General features: G+C 66.5%; 21 protein-coding genes. 8 read left to right on the top strand and 13 right to left on the bottom strand.

From position 1 onward, the window contains the following. Positions 1-39: 39 nt before the first annotated feature. Positions 40-2406, bottom strand: a complete 2367-nt coding sequence (pcrA, locus tag ACZI8W_RS00350; protein ID WP_463366491.1) for a DNA helicase PcrA — start codon at positions 2404-2406, stop codon at positions 40-42. 209 nt (positions 2407-2615) lie between these two features. On the opposite strand from pcrA, the gene ACZI8W_RS00345 reads away from it, so the two are divergent. Both ACZI8W_RS00345 and pgi read left to right on the top strand, forming a co-directional pair. Continuing rightward, entirely contained in the window at positions 2616-2993 is a 378-nt protein-coding gene (locus tag ACZI8W_RS00345) for a chorismate mutase (RefSeq protein WP_463366490.1), read from the top strand. 156 nt (positions 2994-3149) lie between these two features. After that, positions 3150-4784 carry a glucose-6-phosphate isomerase gene (gene pgi, locus ACZI8W_RS00340; RefSeq protein ID WP_463366489.1) on the top strand — a complete coding sequence of 545 codons (1635 nt, stop codon included), beginning with the start codon at positions 3150-3152 and terminating at the stop codon, positions 4782-4784. Between the two features lie 4 nt (positions 4785-4788). Here the strand turns inward: pgi and ACZI8W_RS00335 are convergent, their stop codons facing one another. The 3 genes from ACZI8W_RS00335 to ACZI8W_RS00325 form a co-directional block, all read right to left on the bottom strand. Beyond that, positions 4789-5577 carry an FAD:protein FMN transferase gene (locus ACZI8W_RS00335; protein WP_463366488.1) on the bottom strand — a complete coding sequence of 263 codons (789 nt, stop codon included), beginning with the start codon at positions 5575-5577 and terminating at the stop codon, positions 4789-4791. Between the two features lie 95 nt (positions 5578-5672). After that, complete coding sequence (locus ACZI8W_RS00330) at positions 5673-7295, bottom strand: acyl-CoA dehydrogenase family protein (protein ID WP_463366487.1); 1623 nt, start codon at positions 7293-7295, stop codon at positions 5673-5675. Next, complete coding sequence (locus ACZI8W_RS00325) at positions 7292-7918, bottom strand: TetR/AcrR family transcriptional regulator (protein WP_463366486.1); 627 nt, start codon at positions 7916-7918, stop codon at positions 7292-7294. The genes ACZI8W_RS00330 and ACZI8W_RS00325 overlap by 4 nt, the downstream gene beginning before the upstream one ends. 80 nt (positions 7919-7998) lie before the next feature. Here ACZI8W_RS00325 and ACZI8W_RS00320 point away from each other — a divergent pair, with 80 nt between their 5' ends. Continuing rightward, entirely contained in the window at positions 7999-9294 is a 1296-nt protein-coding gene (locus ACZI8W_RS00320; protein WP_463366485.1) for a hypothetical protein, read from the top strand. Between the two features lie 16 nt (positions 9295-9310). On the opposite strand, the gene ACZI8W_RS00315 is transcribed toward ACZI8W_RS00320, so the two are convergent. The 6 genes from ACZI8W_RS00315 to ACZI8W_RS00290 all read right to left on the bottom strand — a co-directional run bounded on the left by ACZI8W_RS00315 (position 9311) and on the right by ACZI8W_RS00290 (position 15204). Continuing rightward, positions 9311-9829, bottom strand: a complete 519-nt coding sequence (locus tag ACZI8W_RS00315; RefSeq protein ID WP_463366484.1) for an RNA polymerase sigma factor — start codon at positions 9827-9829, stop codon at positions 9311-9313. A gap of 51 nt (positions 9830-9880) precedes the next feature. Next, on the bottom strand, positions 9881-10204 hold the full coding sequence (locus ACZI8W_RS00310; protein ID WP_463366483.1) for a hypothetical protein: 324 nt from the start codon (positions 10202-10204) through the stop codon (positions 9881-9883). Between the two features lie 22 nt (positions 10205-10226). Beyond that, positions 10227-10601, bottom strand: coding sequence for a hypothetical protein (locus ACZI8W_RS00305; RefSeq protein WP_463366482.1), 375 nt, complete (start codon positions 10599-10601; stop codon positions 10227-10229). A 97-nt stretch (positions 10602-10698) separates the two neighbouring features. Then, complete coding sequence (locus ACZI8W_RS00300) at positions 10699-11793, bottom strand: Hsp70 family protein (protein ID WP_463366481.1); 1095 nt, start codon at positions 11791-11793, stop codon at positions 10699-10701. A 58-nt stretch (positions 11794-11851) separates the two neighbouring features. Continuing rightward, complete coding sequence (locus tag ACZI8W_RS00295; protein ID WP_463366480.1) at positions 11852-13288, bottom strand: GTPase; 1437 nt, start codon at positions 13286-13288, stop codon at positions 11852-11854. Next, positions 13288-15204, bottom strand: coding sequence for a dynamin family protein (locus tag ACZI8W_RS00290; RefSeq protein ID WP_463366479.1), 1917 nt, complete (start codon positions 15202-15204; stop codon positions 13288-13290). The genes ACZI8W_RS00295 and ACZI8W_RS00290 overlap by 1 nt, the downstream gene beginning before the upstream one ends. A 210-nt stretch (positions 15205-15414) precedes the next feature. Between ACZI8W_RS00290 and ACZI8W_RS00285 the strand changes: the two genes are divergently transcribed. Further along, positions 15415-16932, top strand: a complete 1518-nt coding sequence (locus ACZI8W_RS00285) for a carboxylesterase/lipase family protein (protein ID WP_463366478.1) — start codon at positions 15415-15417, stop codon at positions 16930-16932. 9 nt (positions 16933-16941) lie between these two features. On the opposite strand, the gene ACZI8W_RS00280 is transcribed toward ACZI8W_RS00285, so the two are convergent. Genes ACZI8W_RS00280 through ACZI8W_RS00270 form a run of 3 tightly spaced genes read right to left on the bottom strand, consistent with a single transcriptional unit; the run spans position 16942 to position 18592 of the window. Continuing rightward, complete coding sequence (locus tag ACZI8W_RS00280) at positions 16942-17268, bottom strand: cupin domain-containing protein (protein ID WP_463366477.1); 327 nt, start codon at positions 17266-17268, stop codon at positions 16942-16944. 35 nt (positions 17269-17303) lie between these two features. Continuing rightward, positions 17304-17795, bottom strand: a complete 492-nt coding sequence (locus ACZI8W_RS00275) for a dihydrofolate reductase (protein ID WP_463366476.1) — start codon at positions 17793-17795, stop codon at positions 17304-17306. Further along, positions 17792-18592, bottom strand: coding sequence for a thymidylate synthase (locus ACZI8W_RS00270; RefSeq protein ID WP_463366475.1), 801 nt, complete (start codon positions 18590-18592; stop codon positions 17792-17794). The genes ACZI8W_RS00275 and ACZI8W_RS00270 overlap by 4 nt, the downstream gene beginning before the upstream one ends. Positions 18593-18678: 86 nt before the next feature. Here ACZI8W_RS00270 and ACZI8W_RS00265 point away from each other — a divergent pair, with 86 nt between their 5' ends. Genes ACZI8W_RS00265 through ACZI8W_RS00250 form a run of 4 tightly spaced genes read left to right on the top strand, consistent with a single transcriptional unit; the run spans position 18679 to position 22949 of the window. Beyond that, positions 18679-19545 carry an Fpg/Nei family DNA glycosylase gene (locus ACZI8W_RS00265; RefSeq protein WP_463366474.1) on the top strand — a complete coding sequence of 289 codons (867 nt, stop codon included), beginning with the start codon at positions 18679-18681 and terminating at the stop codon, positions 19543-19545. An 11-nt stretch (positions 19546-19556) separates the two neighbouring features. Beyond that, the gene (locus ACZI8W_RS00260; protein ID WP_463366473.1) at positions 19557-20606 is read left to right on the top strand and encodes a tellurite resistance/C4-dicarboxylate transporter family protein; all 1050 of its coding nucleotides are present in this window, start codon (positions 19557-19559) and stop codon (positions 20604-20606) included. A gap of 16 nt (positions 20607-20622) precedes the next feature. Then, positions 20623-21297 (top strand): alpha/beta hydrolase family protein, encoded by a 675-nt coding sequence (locus ACZI8W_RS00255; RefSeq protein ID WP_463366472.1) that lies wholly within the window; start codon positions 20623-20625, stop codon positions 21295-21297. Further along, positions 21294-22949 carry a sensor histidine kinase gene (locus tag ACZI8W_RS00250; protein WP_463366471.1) on the top strand — a complete coding sequence of 552 codons (1656 nt, stop codon included), beginning with the start codon at positions 21294-21296 and terminating at the stop codon, positions 22947-22949. The genes ACZI8W_RS00255 and ACZI8W_RS00250 overlap by 4 nt, the downstream gene beginning before the upstream one ends. The last annotated feature ends 16 nt before the right edge of the window (positions 22950-22965 follow it).

Below are 22965 nucleotides of genomic sequence, written 5' to 3'. Positions count from 1 at the left end.
TGCATGATCCTTCCGCCGGCCTCGGCGACGCAACCTTCCTCAGAGCTTGGTCATGGGTACGCCGCCGACCAGCATCAGCCGCACCTTGCCAGCACTTCCGAAATCGATGACCACCGTCGCGGTGGGGCCGGCCCCCTTGGTTTCGAGCACCGTCCCGAGACCATACTTGTCATGCGAGACGCGATCGCCCGCGGCAAGCACCAGATGATTGTTCCGACCTCGTGCAGGACCGAAACTCGGAGTTGCCGAACGTGATTCCCCGGCGGAGAAACGAGACCCGGTACCCGACCCGATGGACTGCCCGCGCGCCGGACCAGGCTCGGTTCGTCGCCATTCGATGAGTTCCTGCGGAACCTCTTGCAAGAAACGCGATTCCGGGTTGGTCGCCGGCTGACCCCACGCCGAACGCAGTACCGCGCGGGAAAGGTAGAGGCGACGACGGGCGCGGGTGATCCCCACGTACGCGAGACGCCGCTCCTCGGACAGTTCGTCCGGGTCGCCGAGCGCCCGCATGTGCGGGAATTGCCCATCTTCCCAACCGGTCACGAACACCACCGGGAACTCGAGCCCTTTCGCAGTGTGCAACGTCATAAGCGTGACGACACCGTCGTCGTTGTCGGGGACCTGGTCGGCGTCGGCTACCAGCGAAACCTTCTCGAGGAACGCGGCAAGAGACCCAGGGGCCGGCTGCCCTTCTGCTGGTTCCGCATCGTCCATTCCTGCGACGTTGCGGGCATCCGAACTGAATTCTCGTGCAACGCTGATGAGTTCATGCAGGTTGTCGAGGCGGCTTCCATCCTGAGGGTCGTCGCTGGCGGCGAGGTCGGCACGGTAGCCGCTGCGCTCGATGATCGCCTCGACCACGTCGCCGATGTCGACCGCGTCGTTTCCGTCGGCGTCGGTCTCGCTCAACATCGTTCGCAGGTCGTCGAGCATCCCGACGAAGCCCGCGATCGCTTTCTGTGCGCGCGTGTTCAGGAGCGCGACTCCGCCCTCCGCGGCGTCGAGCAGTGCCTGCCCGAAACTCACACCGTGCCGTTCCGCGTGGACCGCGACACATGCCTCGGCGCGATCTCCGATGCCGCGGCGCGGGGTGTTGAGGATACGGCGCAGACTCACGGTGTCGTGAGGGTTGTCGAGCGCCTTCAGGTAGGCAACGGCATCGCGCACTTCCTTGCGCTCGTAGAACCGCACTCCCCCGACCACCTTGTAGGGAACACCGTGACGGATGAAGACGTCTTCGAGGGGCCGGGAGGCGTTGTTGGTGCGGTAGAACACGGCGATATCGGAGTACTTGACCTCCCCGGTGTCGACCAATCTGTCGATCTCGGAGGCGACGAACCGGGCTTCGTCGTGCTCGTTGTCGGCCACGTAGCCGCTGATCGCCTCACCCGTGCCTGCGTCCGTCCAGAGTCGTTTCTCGCGGCGTCCCGTATTGCGGGAGATGACGGCGTTGGCGGCCGACAAGATGTTCTGCGTCGACCGGTAGTTCTGCTCGAGCAGGATCGTGCGGGCCTGCGGGTAGTCGCGCTCGAACTCCTCGATGTTGCGGATCGTTGCGCCGCGGAAGGCGTAGATCGACTGGTCGGCGTCTCCCACCACGCACAGCTCACTCGGGGGGACATCGGCAGGCTCGTCAGGATCACCCACGAGGGTGCGTACGAGCACGTACTGCGCGTGGTTGGTGTCTTGGTATTCGTCGACGAGCACGTGACGGAACCGACGGCGGTAATACTCGGTGACCTGCGGATGAGACTGGAGAAGCGCGACCGTCTCGCCGATCAGGTCGTCGAAGTCGAATGCGTTGGCCGCGCGTAGCCGTTTCTGATACTGCGCGTACACACTCGCCACGATTCTCGGGAGCGGAGCGGGGTCGGAACTCGCGGTCGCGGCGGCCTCGTCGGGACCTGTCAATTCGTTCTTGAGGTTCGAGATCTGCGTGGCGAGCAACCGGGCCGAGTACTTCTTGGTGTCGAGTTCGAGATCCTTCGCGATCATCGTCAGCAGGCGACGGGAATCGTCGGAGTCGTAGATCGTGAAGTTGGAGTTCCTGCCGGTCAGCAGCGCCGATTGCGCCCGGAGAATCCGCACACAGCTCGAATGGAACGTCGAGACCCACATCGAATGCGCACGCGGCCCGACGAGACCCGCGACACGTTCGCGCATCTCGGCCGCGGCTTTGTTGGTGAAGGTGATGGCGAGCACTTGTCCGGGTGCGACACCGCGCTCGGCCAGCAGATATGCGATGCGACGGGTGAGCACCGCGGTCTTGCCCGAACCCGCTCCGGCGACGATGAGCAGCGGCGCACCTTCGTGGGTGACTGCCTCCCGCTGTTGCGGATTGAGACCCTCGAGGAGGGCGGCGGTAGCGGGGAGCGAATAGGCGAGCGCTGCAGGAGTGTTCATCGTCCTTCCAAACTACCGGACGGGTCGGACATCGAATCCGACTTGGCCGCGCGGTGTCCGGGTGGCAAACTGAGCGTTATGTCATGTGTCCTTCGTTCGGCCGAGCTGCGAGCGTACGGTCGGTTTCGCGTCCCGACCTCCGACGTTTCCCGATTCCGGTAACAGCCCCCGTTTCCCGGACGATTCCAGAGCTGACGCGAGGAGATCACATGAGTGCGAACACCGACGCTTCACTGGCCGACGGTGCCGCCACACCGAACAGTCCCGCTGCATCGAATGGCACCGCTGCACCGAAAGACACCGCTACACCGAAAGACACCGCGGCCGACCCCGTGCCCACCACCGAGGCCGAGATCGACGAGCTCCGCCAGGAGATCGACCGCCTCGACGCGGAGATCCTGGCCGCAGTCAAGCGTCGTGCCGAGGTGTCCCGACTGATCGGCCGCACTCGCATGGCGTCCGGCGGCACCAGGCTCGTCCACAGCCGCGAAATGAAGGTGCTCGAGCGTTTCAGCGAGCTCGGCCAGGAGGGCCACACCCTGGCAATGCTGCTTCTGCGTCTCGGCCGGGGACGCCTCGGCCACTGACCGGGCGGTCCCGACCGGCCGGGCACTGCAGGGCGATGTACGCAGTGTCGAGGCAGTCCTCGATCCCCTCTGCGGCGCACTTTCCTCACAATGCCCGACAGGACACGGTTCGTCACCAACCCGGCGTTGGTCTCAGGTGAAGGTTAGGCTTCTCGCATGATCGACGTCACCTCCACTGTCGAATGGCAGGCACTCGCGGCGCATCGGGCGGAGGTCGAGTCGATACACCTACGCGACCTCTTCGAGCAGGACCCTGAGCGTGCCGCGCGGATGTGCACCACCGCGGGCGATCTGGCGATCGACTACAGCAAGCATCGGATCACCGACCGGACCGTGGAGTTGTTGCTCGCTCTCGCGCGGGCAACGCAGGTCGAGGACCGGCGCGACGCGATGTTCACCGGCGCACGGATCAACGTCACCGAAGACCGCTCAGTGCTGCATACCGCCTTGCGACTGCCCCGCGACTCGTCGCTGATGGTCGACGGAGCCGACGTGGTCGCGCAGGTCCACGAAGTACTCGACGCAATGGGTGAGTTCACCGACCGGGTTCGCTCCGGCGCGTGGCGCGGCGCCACCGGCGAGCGGATCGCGACAGTGGTCAACATCGGTATCGGCGGCTCCGATCTGGGCCCGGTGATGGTCACCCGCGCGATGCGCCACTACGCAGACGGCCCCGAGGTTCGGTTCGTATCGAATGTGGACCCGGCGGATCTCACTGCGGTACTCACCGGACTCGATCCCGCGACGACCCTGTTCGTGGTGGCGTCCAAGACCTTCTCGACGCTCGAAACCCTCTCGAACGCCACCGCTGCGCGACGCTGGCTGGTCGCCGCACTCGGAGACGACGCGGTGGCATCGCATTTCGTCGCGGTCTCGACGCATCGTGAACGGGTCGTCGAGTTCGGCATCGATCCGGCGAACATGTTCGGGTTCTGGGATTGGGTCGGCGGCCGCTACTCGGTGGGTTCAGCGATCGGGCTGTCGGTGATGTGTGCGATCGGCCGCAACAGATTCGCGGAATTCCTGGCCGGCTTCCACACGATGGACACCCATTTCCGCACGGCGCCGCTGCACGAGAATGCTCCGGTGCTACTCGGACTCTTGGGCCTGTGGTACACGAGTTTCCTCGGCGCCGAGTCGCGGGCTGTGCTGCCGTATGCCAACGACCTGGTTCGGTTTCCGGCGTATCTGCAGCAATTGACGATGGAATCGAACGGCAAATCGGTGCGGGTCGACGGATCTGCCGTCGACTACCCGACCGGTGAGATCTTCTGGGGTGAGCCGGGCACGAACGGCCAGCACGCGTTCTATCAGCTTCTTCATCAGGGCACGCATCTGGTGCCGGCCGATTTCATCGGGTTCGCCCGGGCCCTGGTAGATCTGCCGGGCCGCGACGGTACCGGGTCGATGCAGGCGACTCTGATGGCGAACATGCTGGCGCAGTCGAAGGTGCTGGCATTCGGAAAGTCTGCGGAGCAGATCCACGCCGAGGGCACCGCCGACGATCTCGTGGCGCACAAGGTGATGCCCGGCAATCGTCCGTCTACGACGATCCTCGCTCCGCAGTTGTCGCCGTCCACACTCGGCCAGCTGATCGCGTTGTACGAGCACCAGGTGTTCGTGCAGGGCGTGGTGTGGGGTATCGATTCATTCGATCAGTGGGGTGTGGAGTTGGGAAAGACACAGGCCACAGAACTACAGCCTGCGTTGGAGAGCGACGGTGCCGCATCGACGGGCGACACCTCCACCGATGCACTGATCCGGACGTATCACCGCATGCGGCAGCGCTGACGTTTCAGGCCGCCCGCGGATCCGACCACGTCGAGGTCGTGTGGACGCGTCCACGCGAATCGATGAGACGACCCGCGAGTTCGTATTGCTCGAGCCAGGACAGCGCCCCGATTCCCCGGTGCAACGCCGTCGTCGCGGCGGCATCGGCCCACACTGCATCCGCGGCGATGACAGTCACTGTGCTCCACCGCTGCTCGTCGTCAGTCGATGTTCGCGAACTCATCGCGGCACCTGCCGGCAGCTCGACGATGCCGTGGTCGGGCAACGACACCTGCCACCCGCCCGCCGGGCAGTGCCCCGCGGTCGCAATCGTGGCGCCCATCTGCACCAGCACCCCGCATTCGAGGACGGTCGTGACGAGTGTTGCCGCTCGGTCGGCGACGTCGGCGCGTGCGGTCGCGGTGATGTCGAGGCTCGCACCCCACGGTGCGAGCACTGTCTCGTCGTCGAGCTGCACGTCGAGGTAGCGCGGGATCGGATGGATCGGCGGCACGGATTTCTCGTCGAGTCTCGCGTCGTCGCCCGCGACGGGATCGACCGCGCCGTCCGTCATCCGGGCGGCCCACAGTGCCGACCGCAGGAGTGCCGCCAGCCTCGGGCTCACCCGCACCGGTGTGCCCTGCGCCAGGTTCACCGTATGAATCTCTGCATCGCCGCGTCGGAGGTCGCATGCGGCCGCAGACTCGTCGATCACCGAGCGCACGAGTTCTTCGGCTTCACCGAGTGCTGCGCATTCGGTGACTGCCACCGCGACGTCTTCCCCCCACCCCCGCCACTGTGTGCTGCTGATCATGACGGGCACCACCCGCAATCGTTTCTGGGACGTTGGTCTCCAGTATGCCTCGAATATTCGCGCCGGTCAGGTGCCGAAACAGCTCCCGGCCGTGGTCAGATTCGAGACAGAATTCCTTCGGTGTCGACTCCTGTGGGCAGAGTGCCCAGTGCGATTCCCCAATCGGAATCGAGCCGGCTCGCACAGAACGCATCGGCCACCGCGGGGTGCCCGTGCCGCACCAGTTGAGCCCCCTGCAACACCAGCGCCATGAGTTCGACAATGCGCCGGGCACGATATTCGATGTTCTCGAAGTCGGCGAGTTCCTTGCCGACGCGACCGATCGCGTCGTCGAGCCGGCTGTCGGTGCCCTCGGCCAGCCGGACCTCGGAGAAGAACGCCTCGACGCTGTCCGGTTGCTTGACCATCGCACGGAGTGCGTCGAGAGCAGCGACATTGCCCGAACCCTCCCAGATCGACATGAGCGGCGCCTCCCGGTAGAGCCGCGGCATACCCGATTCCTCGGCGTAGCCGTTGCCGCCGAGGCATTCGAGGGCTTCTGCGCTGTGTGCGGGGGCGCGCTTGCACACCCAGTACTTGGTGACCGCCAGCGCGATGCGGCGAAGCGCCGCTTCCTGTTCGTCGCCGCCCGCGCGGTCGGTTGCTCCGGCAAGTCGCATCATCATGGTGGTGGCCGCCTCGGACTCGACGACGAGATCGGCGAGGACGTTGCGCATGAGCGGCTGGTCGATGAGCAGCGCACCGAAGGCCGTGCGATGACGCGCGTGGTGCACAGCGCGCAGCGTGGCCATCCGCATGCCGGTCGACGAGCCGATGACGCAATCGAGCCTGGTCATGTTGACCATCTCGATGATCGTGTTGACGCCGCGCCCGTCCGGTCCGACGAGCCAGCCGATCGCGCCCTCGTATTCGATCTCGGACGACGCGTTGGATTTGTTGCCGAGCTTGTCTTTGAGACGCTGGATGCGGATGCGATTACGGGTGCCGTCGGGCAGTACCCGGGGCAGCAGGAAGCAGGACGGGCCGTTCTCCGTGTTGGCCAGGGTCAGGAACACGTCGGACATCGGCGCCGAGGTGAACCACTTGTGCCCGACGATCGTATGGGTTCCGTCGGCGTTGGGTGTCGCGGTGGTGGTGTTCGCGCGGACGTCGGATCCGCCCTGCTTCTCGGTCATGGACATACCGGCGATCAGGCCGCGCTTGGACAACGGTTCGCGCAGACCGAAGTCGTAGTGGGGTGCGGCGAGGAGGGGTTCGTAGATCTCGGCGAGCTCGGGGTTGTGGCGCAGCGCGGGGATCGCGGCGTAGGTCATGGAGATGGGGCACATGTGCCCGGCGTCGGCCTGTCCCCACACGTAGAACTTGGCAGCACGGGCGACGTGCGCGCCCGGGCGAGGGTCTGTCCAGGGTGCGCCGTGCAGGCCGTGTTCGACAGCGACGGTCATGAGGTCGTGCCAGTGCGGATGGAATTCGACCTCGTCGATCCGGTTTCCGTAGCGGTCGTGGGTGCGCAGCACAGGCGGGTACTCGTTGGCGAGCCTTCCCCACTCCTGTGCCTCGATCCCACCTGCGCGTGCTCCGAGTTCGAGGACCTCGTCCTCGGCCCAGGATGCGCCCTCGCGGCGGAGCCCTTCGAGCACTGATCGGTCGTCGGCGGCCTGGTAGGGCACGAGATCGGGCACCTGATTGAACACTTCGTGGGTGGCCGGGAATGTCATGACGGAACTCCTTGGTGCCACTCCAGAGCAGGATCGGATCCCGCTGCCCGGAGGGCGAGGGTCACGAGATCGGGAACAGTGGTGGCAGACGCCGCACCGGCCCTGAGGGGGCCGGTGAGGACTTCGCCGACGGCCCCGACGAGGGCTGCGGCCACGAGATCGGGTTCTTGCGGGGGAAGTTCGCCGCTAGCGACGCCGAAGCGGATCGCGTCGGCGAACGCCCCGGCGAACGCGCGGCGGAAGACGAGACGTTCGGCGTCGACGGCGGCGTCGACCGGTTCTGCGAGCAACGAGTACGCCAGTGTGGGGTTGCGCAATGCGCGGAAAGCGAAAGTCTCGACGATCCGCGCGACACGTTCGGCGGCCGATCCGGTGGAGGCGACGGCGTCGACGGCGTCGACCTCGCGGCCGCACTGTTCGCGGAAGACACGGACCATGAGATCGGACTTGTCGGTGAAGTGCCGGTAGACGGTACCGGTGGCGACCCCGGCTCTCTCGGCGACGGCCGTGATGGACAGCCCTTGGTATCCGTGCTCGGCGAGTAGCGCAACGGCCGCCGACGCGATCGAGTCGCGTTGCGCGTCGAGTCGTTGCTGCACTGCGGGCGTACGACGGTAGGCCACACCAAGTATTGAACCTATATTCATCACTTGAGTCAAGGAAACCGCTGCCCCGACTCGGGGTCGGCGATACCGTCGTATTCGTGAATCGTCGCAACCACCCGACCGCCGAGCACACCGCAGGCACCAGAACCGATCGCCTCACCGTGGTGGACGAGATCTTCCTGCACAAACACCGAGGCCTGGGCCTGCCGTCGGTGATGCAGGGTGTGTGGCGCACCGACGACGACATCGGAGCCCCCTTGCTGATCTCGCTGCACGACGCGCTGTCGCAAGGTCCGCTGGGCCGGAAGGTGGTGCGCTCGAAGGTCCCCGGCGCCCGCCCCCACTTCGAACGCACCACCGTGTCATACCCCGTGCACTACACGAACGATCCCCTCGGCACCGGCGAGATCCTCGACTGGGCCGATGCGCAGGCCGAGGTCGACATCGACCCTTCGCACGCTCCGGGCTGGGCACTCGCAGCCGCACCCCTCGCCGGTGGCGGCACCGTCGTCTCGCTCGTGTGCTCCCACGTCCTCACCGATGCTCGCGGACTGATCGACGCGGTAGCCGGCGCCCTGGCCGGACAAGGCAACACCAACGAAACAGCCGGATCCTCGTCCGCATCCGGCTCTGATGTGCGCGACGCCCTGCACCTGACCGGCCGCGTCGTCAAGGGCCTGCGCAACGTGCGGTTCGGAAACACACCTGGTAACGAGCCGAAAGCACAGCTTCCCGCGCCGCACGTCGTGCGATCAAAGGCCCGCACCGCCCTCGTCGACGTCGATGCCGCCGCGTGGGACGCGGCGGCGCACGCCGCGGGCGGATCCTCCAACTCACTGTTCCTCGCGGTCACCGTCGGCATCGCACGGCGCGCCGGACTCGCGCTGCCGCTGCGCATCGCTATCCCGGTCGACGCGCGCGACGCCCCATCCAGCGGAATCACGATGTCCGAACTGATCGCCGAAGACAGCGACACCGCGACGACGCTACGCGCCAAGGCCTCGGCCGCCCACCACACCCCGAGAGAGGCCGCTCCGCCCGGAGTACCCGACGAGATACTTCACTTGATGCCCGACCGGGTGGCCGCGCACCTCGCGCGAGAATCTTCGGAACGCGACCTGATGTGCTCGAACATCGGCCGCACACCACCGCTGTTCGACGCTTTCGGTCCGCATCGCAGCCGCGGTGTCGCCATGCGAGCAATGCATCCGGGCCTCGACACGCTGCAGGTGTCGACCTTGACGAAACTGTCGTCGTATCTGAACCGCAACCGCGGCACCTATTCGCTCGCGCTCGTCGCGCTGGACGAGCACGCCTTCCCCGATACGGCCACGTTGCGCAGATTCCTCGACGAAGAACTGGGCGCTTACGGCCTCGAAGCCGCGCACTGGTGACAACGCCGGCGGCCGGTCATACCACCGGAGTAAGGGCCTCCACCAGACGTGTGCGCGCACGATTGATCCGACTCTTGACGGTCTGCAGCGGAATTCCCTGGTGCTCGGCGATCTCGGCATAGCTGAGCTGCGCGTACTCACGGAGGACGACCGCCGTTCGGTACTCGTCGGGCAGATCCGCGAGCGCGCGCCGTACCGCGTCGACGTCGACGACGCGGTCGGCTACCGAGGACTCCGAACTCGCGCCGAGATCGATCTCGTCGACCATGACTTCGCGGCGACGCCGCACGGTCGCCAAAGCGGCGTTCGCCGCGATGCGGTGCAGCCACGTGCTGAACTTGGCGGTGCCCCGGAACTTGTCCAGATTCTGCCACGCCGCGGTCAAGGCATCCTGCAGCGCGTCCTCGGCATCGTGCCGATTCCCGGTGATCTGGAGGCACACCGCCCACGTCCGGGTACGGTAGGCACCCGCCAGCTCACCGAAGGCCGCGGTGTCGCCGGCGCGGCAGCGCTCGATCAGCTCGTCGTCGTTCATTCACACCCCCAATGTCGTGGCGGTAGATTACCGCCCTCGACCAGTCGAGCATCACCATCCCTGGTCGAAGCCGTCCAGTCCACCGGAGACCGGATCGTCCAGGTCGGTGCCCAGATCGGTGTACATGTCGGGGGTATCGTCTTCCTGCCCGGAATCGGTGTCGCCGAGGACGAGGTCTCCCTCGTCCGTCATGATGTCGTCGCCGTCGTCCGGTGCCGGCGCCTCGTCGGGCACGAGTTCGGAGGCGACCATCTCCGCGCCAGGGTCCACGGCGGCGCCCACGGCAGCCGTCCACAGGTCGTCGGGTACAGGTTCGAGGCCACTGTCGGGCGACAACCCCAAGGCCTCCCACAGGGAGACGTCCGAATCGTTCATCGCGCCACCTTCCCGGAGCCGGTCACATCAGGTCGGTCGAGTCGGTGGACCCTGCCGATCCGGTGTCGGGTTCGAGTGTGTAGACCTCGTCGGCGTAGCCGTCCTGGTCGTAGTCGACGCCCATCACGTCGGCCACACCATCGCCATCGACGTCGATCATCACCGTGTCGACGATACCGTCGCCATCCATGTCGAAATTGCCTTCGTCGATCACACCGTCCCCGTCGTGATCGAACAGTGCGCCATCGATGCGGCCGTCGCCGTCGAGGTCGACGTACAGGGTGTCGGCAACTCCGTCGCCGTCACGGTCGACTGCACCCTCGCCGAGTGCCGGGTTCGGGATCGGGTCCTGCCCCGAGTTGGATCCCGGTCCGACACCGTAAGGATTCTCCGCCATCATGTCCTCGATTCTCGCTGCTCACCGTGCTTACACCAATGAGATGCCGCGGCCACAGCAAATGTTCCCGGCCGACGAAGATTCGAGAACCCGAGGACTACGACCAGCTCTTGCCGTCGACCGTCGATTCTGTGGGAGCTGCTCCGCTCCCGTGAGCAGAGGAATCCTCGGGGACCCCGCGCACCGCGGCAACAGCAACACCGGCCACGATCAATGCACCCGCCACCACCATCCCCACGGGTCGGATCCAGCCGATCGCGCGAGCACGAAGAGTCCGCCGGCTGTTCTCTGCCATGATCAGCGCGCCCTCTGCCACCACCGACGGGTCGCTCGGTGTCAGGAGGGGGCCGAGGTGCGCCAGCCGGTTGCGCAGCAGAGGGATCCGCGCCGACCCGCCGGTCGCACAGAGGGCGTCGAGATCCCCCACCCCGAACCCGGCGTCGATCAACGTCCGCCACATCGTCTCGACCACGCGGTCGGTGTGCGGTGTGATCACCGCGTCGAACTCTTCGCGGGTCAGGGCCACGGTGTGCTCGCGACCTTCGAGAGTCACGACGATCGTGGCCGCGTGCTCGTACGTCAACACTTCCTTCGCACGCCGTGCCTGCTCGTCGAACTCGCGATGCACCTGTAGTGGCGCCTGCCGCAGTTGCTCGGCGAAGCCTCGCTCACGCGCGGCGAAGGCCGCTTCTGCCCACTTGCGCACGGCAGCGTCGAGGGTGCGCCCGCCGAGAGTGTCGTCGCCGCGGGCCGCGACCACCTCGAATCCACCGGTCTGCGTCACGACGGCGACGGCCGTGTCGAGTGAGGTGCCACCGAAATCGCAGACGGCGAAGACCGCCCCGCGCCGTAGCGTCCGCCCCTGGGCGCAGTATTCGACGGTAGCCCGCGCCTCGGAGACCGACATGATCGTGCGCGCTTCGATACCGGCCCGCGCCCCAGCGTCGACGAGCGTCCGGACCTGCTGTTCCGACCAGGAGTCCGGATGGGTGAGGACCACGGTCTTCGGACGTTGCCCGCGATGGCGGGCCAGCGTCCGCTCGTACACGACCTCGATGGGTCGGACCGCATCGTCGACGACTAGCGATTCGACCGTCCCGCGCACCGGGTTAGTATGCGCAGCAACGGTATTCGAAGCGCCGAAATCGATCGACAGCATCCAGCCGGACAACGAACCCCCCTCTGCGAGCACACCATTTCGTCCGACATCATGCCCTATACGGTTCTGAAATCAACCTACGGTTCCGAAATCAACCATGGGACCGCCAGATGGTGGTGTAGGCCCGGGTGAGCACCGTCAGGGCCGCATCCTCGGCCGCCGTGGACGCTGTCAATGTTCGCTGCTGGACCGCAGCGAGCCGCTGTGCCGCTGCATCACGGATCGCGCCGGGGGGCGCCGACGCGGGCAGACGCAGCCGCTCGGCAAACGTCCGACCACGCAGTAGGTCGGCCAACTCCGCGACCAGCGGCGCAGACGGATCTGCCCGCAGCAGGGCCCGCAGTGCCCGCAGCAACAGAACCGGGGTCAGAGCCGGATCGTTCTCGAGCCCGTACGCGATCGATCTGATGTGGTCACGGGCGGGATGACTGTAGGCGAGCGAGTCGATCTCCTGCAGAATCCGACCGGCGCGTTGCAGGACCGCGTATTCACGCAGCGACGTGTGCAGCACCTCGCGGAGACGACCGATACCGGATCGCTCGGTCAACCAGGACCCCAATGCATGCGCGCCGCCCGTGGCCACCTGACGTCCGTGCACGAGTCCGTACTCACCGACGAGGTCGAGCAGTCGCTCGACGGTCTGTGGATCCACCGGCATGGGGTCGCCGACGTCGATGATGTCGAACAATTCCCCACCGGGCGGGCCCGCCAGCGAACGCAACGCCCGCGCATCGGTCTCGGTGAGCCGGCCCGTGTGGCTGGTCTCTGCGAGCAGACCCGCGACGGGAATCACCGAGCCCACGAGTCCGGGTAGCTGATCGGCCAGCACAGCGGCATGCTCGGCGGCGTGTGCGAGCGGGTCACGACGGCCCAACGCGCCCTCACCGAATCCGTCGGCACGCGACAGCACCCCGAGCGTTGTCAGCGGCGTGAAGCCGAGCTGATGCAGAAAATCGACCTCGTCGGCGCGAGGTGCGGAATCGAACAGGAAGATCGCCGCGTCTGCATCCACCGACGCGGTGCGCGTCTGCTCGTAGCCGTCGATCAGTGCGCGCCGTGTCGTGGCGGCGTTGTCGACAGTCAGCGTCGCGAGGCCCGGGGTGTCGATGAGGGTGATGTCCGACAACGACTGGGACGGGAGAAACCGCTGCACATAAGCGATTTCGGTGGGAGGAAACGCCGGCGCGACCGTCCCCCCGAAACTCAAGGGCTGCGGGACGACACTGCCGTCGAGCCTGACCACTTCGGCTCTCGACGGCGCACCGTTGCTGTAGACGGTGACGACGTTGGTCGCCTCGAGCGCCGCGGTCTCCGCCAACGGCGCCCCGATCAGGGCGTTGACCAATGTCGACTTACCGGCCTTGAGCCGACCGACGACGACGATGCGCGGCGGCGAGAACAGGGTCGCCCCGATCCGCGAGGCGTGCGATGGAAGGTCGCCGCCCAGATTCGCGAGGGAATGCAGTGCCGACTCGATCCGGGCATGCACCGGGTCGTTGCTCCGCTGGGGGCTCGCACCCTGATGCATCAACTCTGTGCCCCTGAACTCTGTGGTGTCGGACTCTGGGGTGTCGGACTCTGGGGTGTCGGACTCTGTGGTGTCGGACTCTGGGGTGTCGAGTTCCGGGGACCTGCCAGCAACTTCTCGATCGCGTCGATCCGGTTCTGCACGATCTTCCGGTTCTTCGTCAACCGCTCGAGGGTCTTCTCGCGTGTCGCAGCGTCGAGCCGGGCCGCTTCCTGCGCCTCCTTCAACTGGCCCTGCAGATCCTCGATCCGGCTCTTCAGGTCGTCTCGGTGACGCAGTACGATCTCCGGCCGTCCCACCGACAACGCGGATTCGAGCATGCGCGAGGTACCTGTACGGGTCGCAGCCAGGGTCTCACGCAACCAATTGAGCAGGTTGGTCTTTCCCGTGCGCATCGCTTTGTACCCGAGATTGACGGCCACCCACACCACCCCGGCCACGGCACCCACACCGATGACCGCGCCGAGCATCGACGTGCCGATCATGCCCATCGTCAGCACGCTCGGGTCGAGCAGGCCCTGCCGCTTCGAGCCGACCTCACCCGCACTGATGGTGCCGGTCTGCATCGCGGCCCACACCAGTTCGCGGATCTCCGACCACTGCGGCGAGTTCGGGCCGAACAGTTCCGCGACGATCGCTTCGAGTCGTTCGAGGAACAGCTGCGCGGCCGATTCCATCGCCGCGAGCAGATCGGTCTGCATATCGGCGGTGAAGCTCTGGGCACTGCGCCGCATCACATCGAGTGACGATTTGTTGACCCGGGTCGTCCACTGCTGCTTGATCCGATCGAGTTCCTCGTCGAGATGTGCGAGTGCAGCTTGGCGGGCCAGCGTCAGATCCCGGGCGAGGTACTGTTCCCACTGCTGCGACCGATTCTTCAGGTCCTGCAGGCGGTCGCGCTCAGCGGTGAGATCAGCGGTTGCGGTGGCACTGTCTTCGATGACGGCGATATCCGAAGCCACCCGTTCTTCGATGCGGCGAAGCCCCTCGAGCAGGGTGCGCAGCGCGTCGGCCTGGGGTAGTTCTGCCCTCGCGTCGAGCAGGGCATCGATCTGCGCACGCAGTTCGACGATGCCCGACGCCCGTTCGGCTCGATCCCGTGCCGGACCGGGTGGCATCCCCGTAGTGAGTGCGGCACGCAGGCTCGAGACACCCAGCACCGGTATCTGCCGCTGCAGGTGGCGTTCGATCAACGCGCGATTCTCGCCGACGATGGGGCGCCAACGGCGCAGATTCTTGTCGGTCTTGGTGACCGCCACGACCACCGATTCGACAGACGCGGACGCATCGCGCAGGAAGTTCATCTCGGGTTCGGTCAGTGGCGTGGAGGCATCGCACACCATCACCAATACCGAGGCCTGGCGAGCCGACTGTGTCGCGAGCGCCGTGTGGGAGGCGACGAGCCCGCCGGAGCCAGGGGTGTCCACGACGACGGCTCCTCCCAGGACGGGCTGTGCGGTCGCGACGACCACACCGGTCGGCAGATCCTCGATCGTGGGGTCGGACACGCGTGCCCCGGTGCTGGTGATCCAGTCCGGGACCTCCGCGCGGGGAATCGGCACGCTCCGGTCGGCGTACAGCAGTTCGGCGGATCCCGGTGGGCGCCGATCGTCGGGTGGCACGAACCGCACCGCTGCGGACGTGGTGGTCTCGACGGCGGACGGCGACGCATCGAGCTCCCCGACGAGGGCGTTGACCAACGCGCTCTTACCGCGCTGCACCTCACCGACGACCACGACGGTGCGCCGCTGCACGGACGCCTTCGATTTGGCCAAGGCAAGCTCGGCCGTGGCGTTCCGTCCATAGGCGCGCAGCACCTTGACCGACGCCTCAACCAGCACATCCACGTCGACAGCCTCGGGACGAGGCGTCGTTGCAGTGGATTGCGCGGGCTGTGTGGTTTGGGTTCCGGTCACCAGCGCCTCCTCTCCTGCACCGGAAGCGACAGTATCGGACACTGGAAAATCGGCTATTACCGGACATCGTAGGCACGATGCCCACCGTGCTCTGACCGCCGGTCACGGTCACGTCTGCTCTGACCGCCGGTCACGGTCACGTCTGCTCTGACCGCCGGTCACGGTCACGTCTGCTGTGACCGCCGGTCACGGTCACCTACAGTGCCGAGCATGCGGTCCGAGACACTCGTCACCACGTCGGACGGGACCGTCCGCGGAGTCCGCAACGGCGACCTCCTCGCCTGGCGCGGTGTCCCCTACGCCACGCCGCCGGTCGGCCCACTTCGGTTGCGGGCACCGCAGCCCGTCGAACCCTGGTCCGGGGTCCTCGACGCGACGCGCTTCGGGAACGCTGCAAGCCAGCCTCCGCGCGGCCTCGCGACCGGCGTCGGCGCCCGGGTCGCCGCCAGTGAAGACTGCCTGACGGTCAACGTGCTCACCCCGGCGGGTCGTGTCCACACGCCCCGGCCGGTGATGGTGTTCCTCCACGGCGGTGCCTTCACCATGGGCACCAGTGCGTTGTCGCTGTACGGCGGAGAATCCCTCGTGCGTGGCGGCGGCATCGTGTACGTCTCGCTCAACTACCGTCTCGGCGCGCTCGGCTATCTCGATTTCACCGAGTACTCGAGTGCCGCGCGGCCTTTCGATTCGAATCTCGGCCTCCGCGACCAGGTGGCCGCACTCGAATGGGTCCAGCGCAACATCGCCGCGTTCGGCGGAGACCCCGACAACGTCACCATCTTCGGTGAATCCGCCGGCGGCACGTCGATCACCACTCTCCTCGCCACTCCCGCTGCGCGCGGACTGTTCGCGCAGGCGATCGCGCAGAGCCCCGCACCGGGACTGGTGAACACCGTCGACCGTACCCGCGACTGGGGCCGGCGTTTCGTCGAACTGCTCGGCGCCGACACCGACACCGCAGCGAAAGCACTGTCGGAGGCGACCCCGGCCGAACTGGGTCGTGCCGGCTCACGCCTCGGCGCTTCGGTGCTGCGTGCGACACCGGGCCTACACCCGCACGGGCCGGTCGTCGACGGTGAGTACCTGCCGGTGGCACCGCTCGAGGCGTACGAAACGGGTGCTGCGCATCCCGTCCCGCTGATCATCGGCACGAACGACCGCGAAGGTGCGCTCTTCCCCCGGTTCCTCGATGCGCTCCCCACCGATCCTCGGCGGATCGAGCGGATGTTCGCCGGTACCGACCCCGCCGCACACGACCGCATCACCTCCGCCTATCCGGGGTATCCGTCCGAACGTGCCGCGGTCGATCTCGGCGGCGACGTCACCTTCTGGTATCCGTCCGTGCAACTGGCGCAAGCACACGCACGACACGCACCGACCTTTGCCTACCGCTACGATTTCGCGCCCCGGTTGCTGCGGTGGACGGGTTTCGACGCCACACACGCCGTCGAACTGTTCGCCGTGTTCGGGCAAGCCGACGAATGGGTGGGCAGGCTGTTGACCTCGGCGGGTGGACGTCGCGATCTGCGGACGGTCTCCGCATCGGTGCAGCGTCAGTGGCTGCACTTCGCGGAAGGCGGCGCGCCCCTGCCGTCGTGGCCCCGCTACGACGCGGCCACCCGGGCGACCATGGTGTTCGACGTGCCGACACACGTCGAACACGATCCTCGAAGTGAACGCCGGCGCGCGTGGGAAGGCTACCGACGCTACTCGCCTGCTCTCACCTGACGCGGATGCTCACATGGACACCGTGAGCAGGAACGCGACGTCGTCGAGCGCTTCGACGCTGTGCCGCTCTGCCGGGATGATCAGCAGATCCCCGGGCGAACCCTTCCACGAGTTCTCCCCGGCGATCAGCTGCAGCTGACCGCTCAGGACCTGCAGGGTTGCCTCCCCGGGGCTGTCGTGCTCACGCAGTTCTCGACCGGCCTGCAATGCGACAACGGTCTGCCGCAGGCTCTTGGCGTGTCCGCCGAACACGGTGTGCGAGCTGCGTCCACTGGTCGAGGTGGCGGCAAGTTTCAGTTGCTGTCTGGCCAGCGCGGTGAGCGAGAGCTTGTCCATGGTTCGCAGTATGGCGTACCGGAAGACCCGGGCACTCAGCTTCGGATGTACCTGATCCACCGGAATCGAGTTCCGGAGGTCGAGATCGTCCACTCGCCGGTCTCCGCGGGGGTCCACTCCGGTCCGACTACCGGGGCAACGGCGTCGCCGTCGACGTCGAGGTCCACCTCGGTGACGAGTAGCTGTGTCGCGCGGTCCATTGCCAGCGCGTAGATCTGACCGCCGCCCATCACCGCGATCTCGCCGTCGCCGGCCGCCGTCAGCGCCTCGTCGACACTCGACGCGGTGAAGGCGCCGTCGGCGGCCCACTCGGGGTCGCGGGTGACAACGATATTGCGGCGACCGGGCAACGGCCGGAATCGTTCCGGCAGCGAATCCCACGTGAGCCGGCCCATCACGACGGGCCTTCCCGTCGTCGCCTTCCTGAAGAAGGCCATGTCTTCGGGGATGTGCCACGGGATCGCGCCGTCGCGGCCGATCACACCGCCGCGGGCCTGCGCCCAGATCAGCGTGACGCGGTCGCTCACACCGCCACCGGGGCCTTGATCGCCGGGTGGTGCCGATAGTCGACGATCTCGACGTCCTCGAATCGGTAGTCGAAGATCGAATCGCGCCGCGCCAGCTTCAGCGTCGGGTACGGGTACGGCTCCCGGCCGAGCTGCTCGGTGACCTGCTCGACGTGGTTGTCGTAGATGTGGCAGTCTCCACCCGTCCAGATGAACTCGCCGGGCTCGAGACCGGTCTGCTGCGCCACCATGTGGGTGAGCAGCGCATAGCCGGCGATGTTGAACGGCACGCCGAGGAACATGTCGGCGCTGCGCTGATACAGCTGGCAGCTGAGCTTGCCGTCGGCGACGTAGAACTGGAAGAACGCGTGGCACGGCATCAACGCCATCTCGTCGAGTTCAGCGACGTTCCACGCCGAGACGATCATGCGCCGTGAGTCGGGGGTGCTCCGGATCGTGTCGATCACGCGGGCAATCTGATCGATGTGCTGTCCATCCGGTGTCGGCCACGAACGCCACTGGACGCCGTAGATCGGCCCGAGTTCACCCTCGTCGGACGCCCACTCGTCCCAGATGGTCACGCCGCGCTCCTGCAGCCACCGCACGTTCGAGTCGCCGCGCAGGAACCACAGCAACTCGTAGACGATCGACTTGAGGTGAACCTTCTTCGTCGTGATCAGCGGGAAGCCCTGCGCGAGGTCGAAGCGCATCTGATGCCCGAACACACTGCGGGTGCCGGTGCCGGTGCGGTCGGATTTCGGGGTCCCGGTGTCCAGGACGAGGCGCAGCAGATCTTCGTAAGGCGTCGGGACAGTCACGACGAGCAGTCTATGCGGCCCGCCGCCCGTGCGCGTTTCTGGTCGTCAGGGCTACCGAATCCGCGCACGGGTCGTAGCCTGGGAGGATGCCCGAGCTCCCCGAAGTGGAAGCACTCGCTGTGTTCCTGCGTGAACACGCCGTCGGTTCGGTGGTGGGCCGCATCGATGTCGCCGCGCTCAGCGTGCTGCAGACCGCAGACCCGCCGATCACCGCGTTGCAGGGCCACGACATCACCGGTGCTCGCCGCCTCGGCAAGTTCCTCGTCGTCGACTGCGGCGATCTGTCGATGATCACTCACCTGTCGCGGGCCGGGTGGATGCGGTGGCTCGACGAGCCGTCCCGGACACCGCCGAAGCTCGGCAAGGGACCACTGGCACTGCGCGTTCATCTGTTCCACCCCGACGCGTCCACCCCCGCGTTCGATCTCACCGAGGCCGGCACCAAGAAACGACTCGCCGTGTGGGTCGTCCGCGACCCCGCCCACGTTCGAGGCATAGCCCGACTCGGACCGGATGCTCTCGACGTGACCGCCGACGAGTTCGGCACGCTGCTCTCGGGAAGTACCGCGCGACTGAAGACCCTCCTCGTCGACCAGTCGGCGCTGGCGGGAATCGGCAACGCCTACTCCGACGAGATCCTGCATGTCGCCCGGCTGTCGCCGTTCGCCACCGCCTCGCGTCTCACCGCCGACCAGACCGCCACGCTCTACGCTGCGATGCGCTCGGTCCTCACCGACGCCGTCGGCCGGTCGGTGGGCCAGGACGCCGCCCGGCTGAAAGGAGAGAAGCGCTCCGGTCTGCGTGTGCACGCCCGGGCAGGGTTGCCGTGCCCGGTGTGCGGCGACACCGTCCGTGAGGTGTCGTATGCCGAACGGTCTTTTCAGTACTGTCCCACCTGCCAGACCGGTGGGAAGATCCTCGCCGATCGCAGGATGTCGCGGCTGCTGAAGTAGTGTGTCCCGACGTGGATCTCTCGACTCGCTCGAGCGCGGCGGTCCGGACGCTCGCACCCGGCTACTTCGCGCTCGTCATGTCGAGTGGCATCATCTCGATCGGAACTCATCTCCGGGGGTTCCATGTTGTGTCGGTGATCCTGATGGTCGTCACCGCAGTGTCGTACGCGGTTCTGGTCGTGCTCTCGACCTGGCGATTGATCAAGTTCCGGCGCGAATTGAAGGCCGACATGGCCGATTCGTCGCGGGCCTTCGGATTCTTCACCTTCATCGCCGGGAGCAACGTGCTCGGTGTGCGCCTGATGATGGAAGGCTGGCATTCCACCGCGGCAGTGCTGCTCGTTGTCGCTGCGCTGACCTGGCTGATCCTCGGATATGTGATCCCGTGGACCGCGGTCCTCGGAACCACGAAGCGACCCGTCCTCGCCAAGGCCAACGGCACCTGGTTCATCTGGGTTGTGGCCAGCGAATCCGTCGCCATCGCTGCGGCTGCGCTGCAGCCCGTGTACCAGGATCTGAACCGGTTGCTCGCCGCGGTCGCGGTGTTCACCTGGGGTGTGGGCCTGTTCCTGTACGCCGCGGCCGGGATCTTCGTTGCCGCGAGAATGTTGCAGTATCCGCTACGGCCCACCGACTTGACCGCTCCGTACTGGGTGGCGATGGGAGCGTGCTCGATCACCGTGGTGGCCGGAGCGCAGATCGTCGAGATGGCCGATGCGCCCATGGTCGATGCCACCAGAGGTCTGATAGCCGGCCTCGCGGTGGTGATCTGGGCGTTCGCAACCTGGTTGTTCCCGCCTCTGATCGCGGCGGGATGGTGGCGGCACCGTGTCCACCGAGTGCCGCTGACGTACGATTCGTCGCTGTGGTCGATCGTGTTTCCCCTGGGTATGTATGCCGTCGCGGGGATCTACCTCGGCCGTGCCGACGACCTGCCGCTCGTCGGGGCAGTCGGTGCGGTCGAACTCTGGGTCGCGGCAGCGGTGTGGCTGCTCGTATTCACCTCGATGCTGCGCCACCTGTGGACAACGCTCCTGCGTCCCCGCATCACACCCGAATAAATTCCGTTCGCCCGGAATGCACAGTTGGTGCGGTTACGGTGTGCTGGTGAGCGTCGAACTCCTGAACACCAACGCCGTGCACGGCCACCTGCACATCCCCGACGGGGAACCTCGCGGCGGCGTCGCGCTCACCCACGGAGCAGGCGGCAACAGCGACACGAAGATCCTGCATCTGATGTGCGCGTGCTTCGCCGCACACGGCTTCCTGGCGCTGCGCTTCGATCTGCCCTACAGACGTCGCAATCCCAAAGGTCCACCTCAGCCGTCCCGTGCCGAGCAGGACCGCGCGGGGGTGGCCGACGCTGCTGCTACCCTGCGGGAACTGACCGCCGGTCCGCTCGTGCTCGGCGGCATCTCCTACGGAGGCAGACAGACATCCATGCTTGTCGCAGAGCAACCCAGGATCGCCGACGCACTGGTGCTCTTGTCCTACCCGCTGCACCCGCCGGGAAAACCGGAGAAGCCCCGCACCGAGCACCTCTCCGACATCACCGTCCCCACCGTGTTCACTCACGGCACCCGCGACCCGTTCGGTTCGCCCGACGAACTCCGTAGTGCGCACGCGCTGATTCCCGCTCCGACTACACTGGTGGAGGTCACAGGAGCAGGCCATGATCTGAGCCGCGCCACCCTCGATCCGTCCGAGGATACGGCATCATCGGTTCTGGCATTCCTGGAAGGCACATCATGAACGACGCGATCACGACAGCGATCGACACCCTGCTGTCGGAACTCCGCGAACGCATCGGGGACGGCGACACCAACCCGACCAAGCTGCACAGCCTTCTCGAAGCCGTGCTGGTCGTCGGGTCCGGACTCGAACTCGACTCGATGCTCCAGCGTATCGTGCAGAGCGCGACGTCACTACTCGGCGCGCACTACGGTGCGCTCGGTGTCCGGGCGCCCGACGGCGGGCTGTCCGAATTCGTCTACGTCGGCATCACCCCCGAACAGCGCAGCAAGCTCGGGCACCTGCCCGAGGGTCGCGGCATTCTCGGGCTGCTGATCAACGATCCGCGGCCGGTGCGACTGGCAGACCTGTCGCAGCATCCGGCCTCCATCGGATTCCCCCCGAACCATCCGCCGATGAAGAGTTTCCTGGGAACTCCGATCATGGCGAGGGGCAAGGTTTTCGGGAGCATCTATCTCACCGAGAAGCTCGACATGCCGGAGTTCACCGAGGAGGACGCGGTCATCCTCGAAGTGCTCGCGAAGTCCGCCGGTACCGCCATCGACAACGCCCGGTTGTTCGAGAGCGCACTGACCCGCGAGCGGTGGCTCACCGCGATGGCGGCCATCAATGCGCGCCTGCTCGTCGGTGGTTCCGTCGACGACACACTCGATCTGCTCACCGGCCAGGTCCTCGACCTCGCGCACGGGGCGGGTGCGTTCATCGTCCTCGTCGAGGGTACACACGGCACCGTGCGCGCAGCCTCACCCGCCGCACCCACCCGCGGCGTCCGCATCGACCTCACCGATTCTCCTGTGATGGACGCACTCAAGACCCGGCGCGCCACCCTCACCGACACCCTCGCGGGATTGCCGTCCGCCGGCGACCACGATTCGGGCAAGGCCGTCGTGCTGCCGTTGTGGGCCACGTCCACCATCACCGGCGTCCTGATCGTGACCAGGGATGCCCGGTCCGATCCGTGGGACGACGAAGACGTCGCACGACTGGAATCGATGGCGAATCTCGCGGCAGTGGCCCTCGAGTTTGCCGAGCAGCAACGCAAGAAGCGGCTGCTCGACGTCCTCGCCGACCGTGATCGGATCGCCCGCGATTTGCACGACAACGTGATTCAGCGTCTGTTCGCGACCGGCATGAGCTTGCAGAGCGTCCTGATACCGGACGTCGAACCTGGACGCGTCACCGACGTGATCCACCACGCCGTCGAACAACTCGACCGCACTGTGCGGGAAATCCGCACGACCATCTTCGATCTGCACACGACGGGCGCCGCGGCAGGCAGCAGCCTCCGACGGCGACTCCTCGACGTCGTCGGTGAGCTCAGCATCCATTCGGTGGTCACCCCCAACGTGCAGTTCATCGGCCCGATCGACACATTGGTTCCCACCCGCATCCATCCTCATGCCGAGGCCGTCCTACGTGAAGGGCTCAGCAATGCACTGCGACACTCGCAATCCGACAACATCACGGTGTCGGTGACAGCGAACGAACACTTCCTCATAGAGATCGTCGACGACGGCACCGGGCTTCCTGACGCGCCGCGCCGCAGCGGTCTGATCAATCTCGAACGCCGGGCCGAGGCGTGCGGCGGGACATGCATCGTCGGCCAGGGCGATCACAGCGGCACCCGCTTGGTGTGGAAGGTACCGATCTGAGACGCCCTCCAGAGGT

The organism is Rhodococcus ruitaii (genome assembly GCF_055230935.1).
Note: the sequence above shows the minus strand (reverse complement) of the source record. Positions and strands in the feature narration are given on the sequence as shown.

Bases quoted from the DNA above. Each gene is read 5' to 3' on its own strand.
- pcrA (WP_463366491.1), bottom strand. From the start codon at position 2,406: ATGAACACTCCTGCAGCGCTCGCCTATTCGCTCCCCGCTACCGCCGCC.
- ACZI8W_RS00345 (WP_463366490.1), top strand. From the start codon at position 2,616: ATGAGTGCGAACACCGACGCTTCACTGGCCGACGGTGCCGCCACACCG.
- pgi (WP_463366489.1), top strand. From the start codon at position 3,150: ATGATCGACGTCACCTCCACTGTCGAATGGCAGGCACTCGCGGCGCAT.
- ACZI8W_RS00335 (WP_463366488.1), bottom strand. From the start codon at position 5,577: ATGATCAGCAGCACACAGTGGCGGGGGTGGGGGGAAGACGTCGCGGTG.
- ACZI8W_RS00330 (WP_463366487.1), bottom strand. From the start codon at position 7,295: ATGACATTCCCGGCCACCCACGAAGTGTTCAATCAGGTGCCCGATCTC.
- ACZI8W_RS00315 (WP_463366484.1), bottom strand. From the start codon at position 9,829: ATGAACGACGACGAGCTGATCGAGCGCTGCCGCGCCGGCGACACCGCG.
- ACZI8W_RS00310 (WP_463366483.1), bottom strand. From the start codon at position 10,204: ATGAACGATTCGGACGTCTCCCTGTGGGAGGCCTTGGGGTTGTCGCCC.
- ACZI8W_RS00305 (WP_463366482.1), bottom strand. From the start codon at position 10,601: ATGGCGGAGAATCCTTACGGTGTCGGACCGGGATCCAACTCGGGGCAG.
- ACZI8W_RS00295 (WP_463366480.1), bottom strand. From the start codon at position 13,288: ATGCATCAGGGTGCGAGCCCCCAGCGGAGCAACGACCCGGTGCATGCC.
- ACZI8W_RS00285 (WP_463366478.1), top strand. From the start codon at position 15,415: ATGCGGTCCGAGACACTCGTCACCACGTCGGACGGGACCGTCCGCGGA.
- ACZI8W_RS00280 (WP_463366477.1), bottom strand. From the start codon at position 17,268: ATGGACAAGCTCTCGCTCACCGCGCTGGCCAGACAGCAACTGAAACTT.
- ACZI8W_RS00265 (WP_463366474.1), top strand. From the start codon at position 18,679: ATGCCCGAGCTCCCCGAAGTGGAAGCACTCGCTGTGTTCCTGCGTGAA.
- ACZI8W_RS00255 (WP_463366472.1), top strand. From the start codon at position 20,623: ATGCACAGTTGGTGCGGTTACGGTGTGCTGGTGAGCGTCGAACTCCTG.
- ACZI8W_RS00250 (WP_463366471.1), top strand. From the start codon at position 21,294: ATGAACGACGCGATCACGACAGCGATCGACACCCTGCTGTCGGAACTC.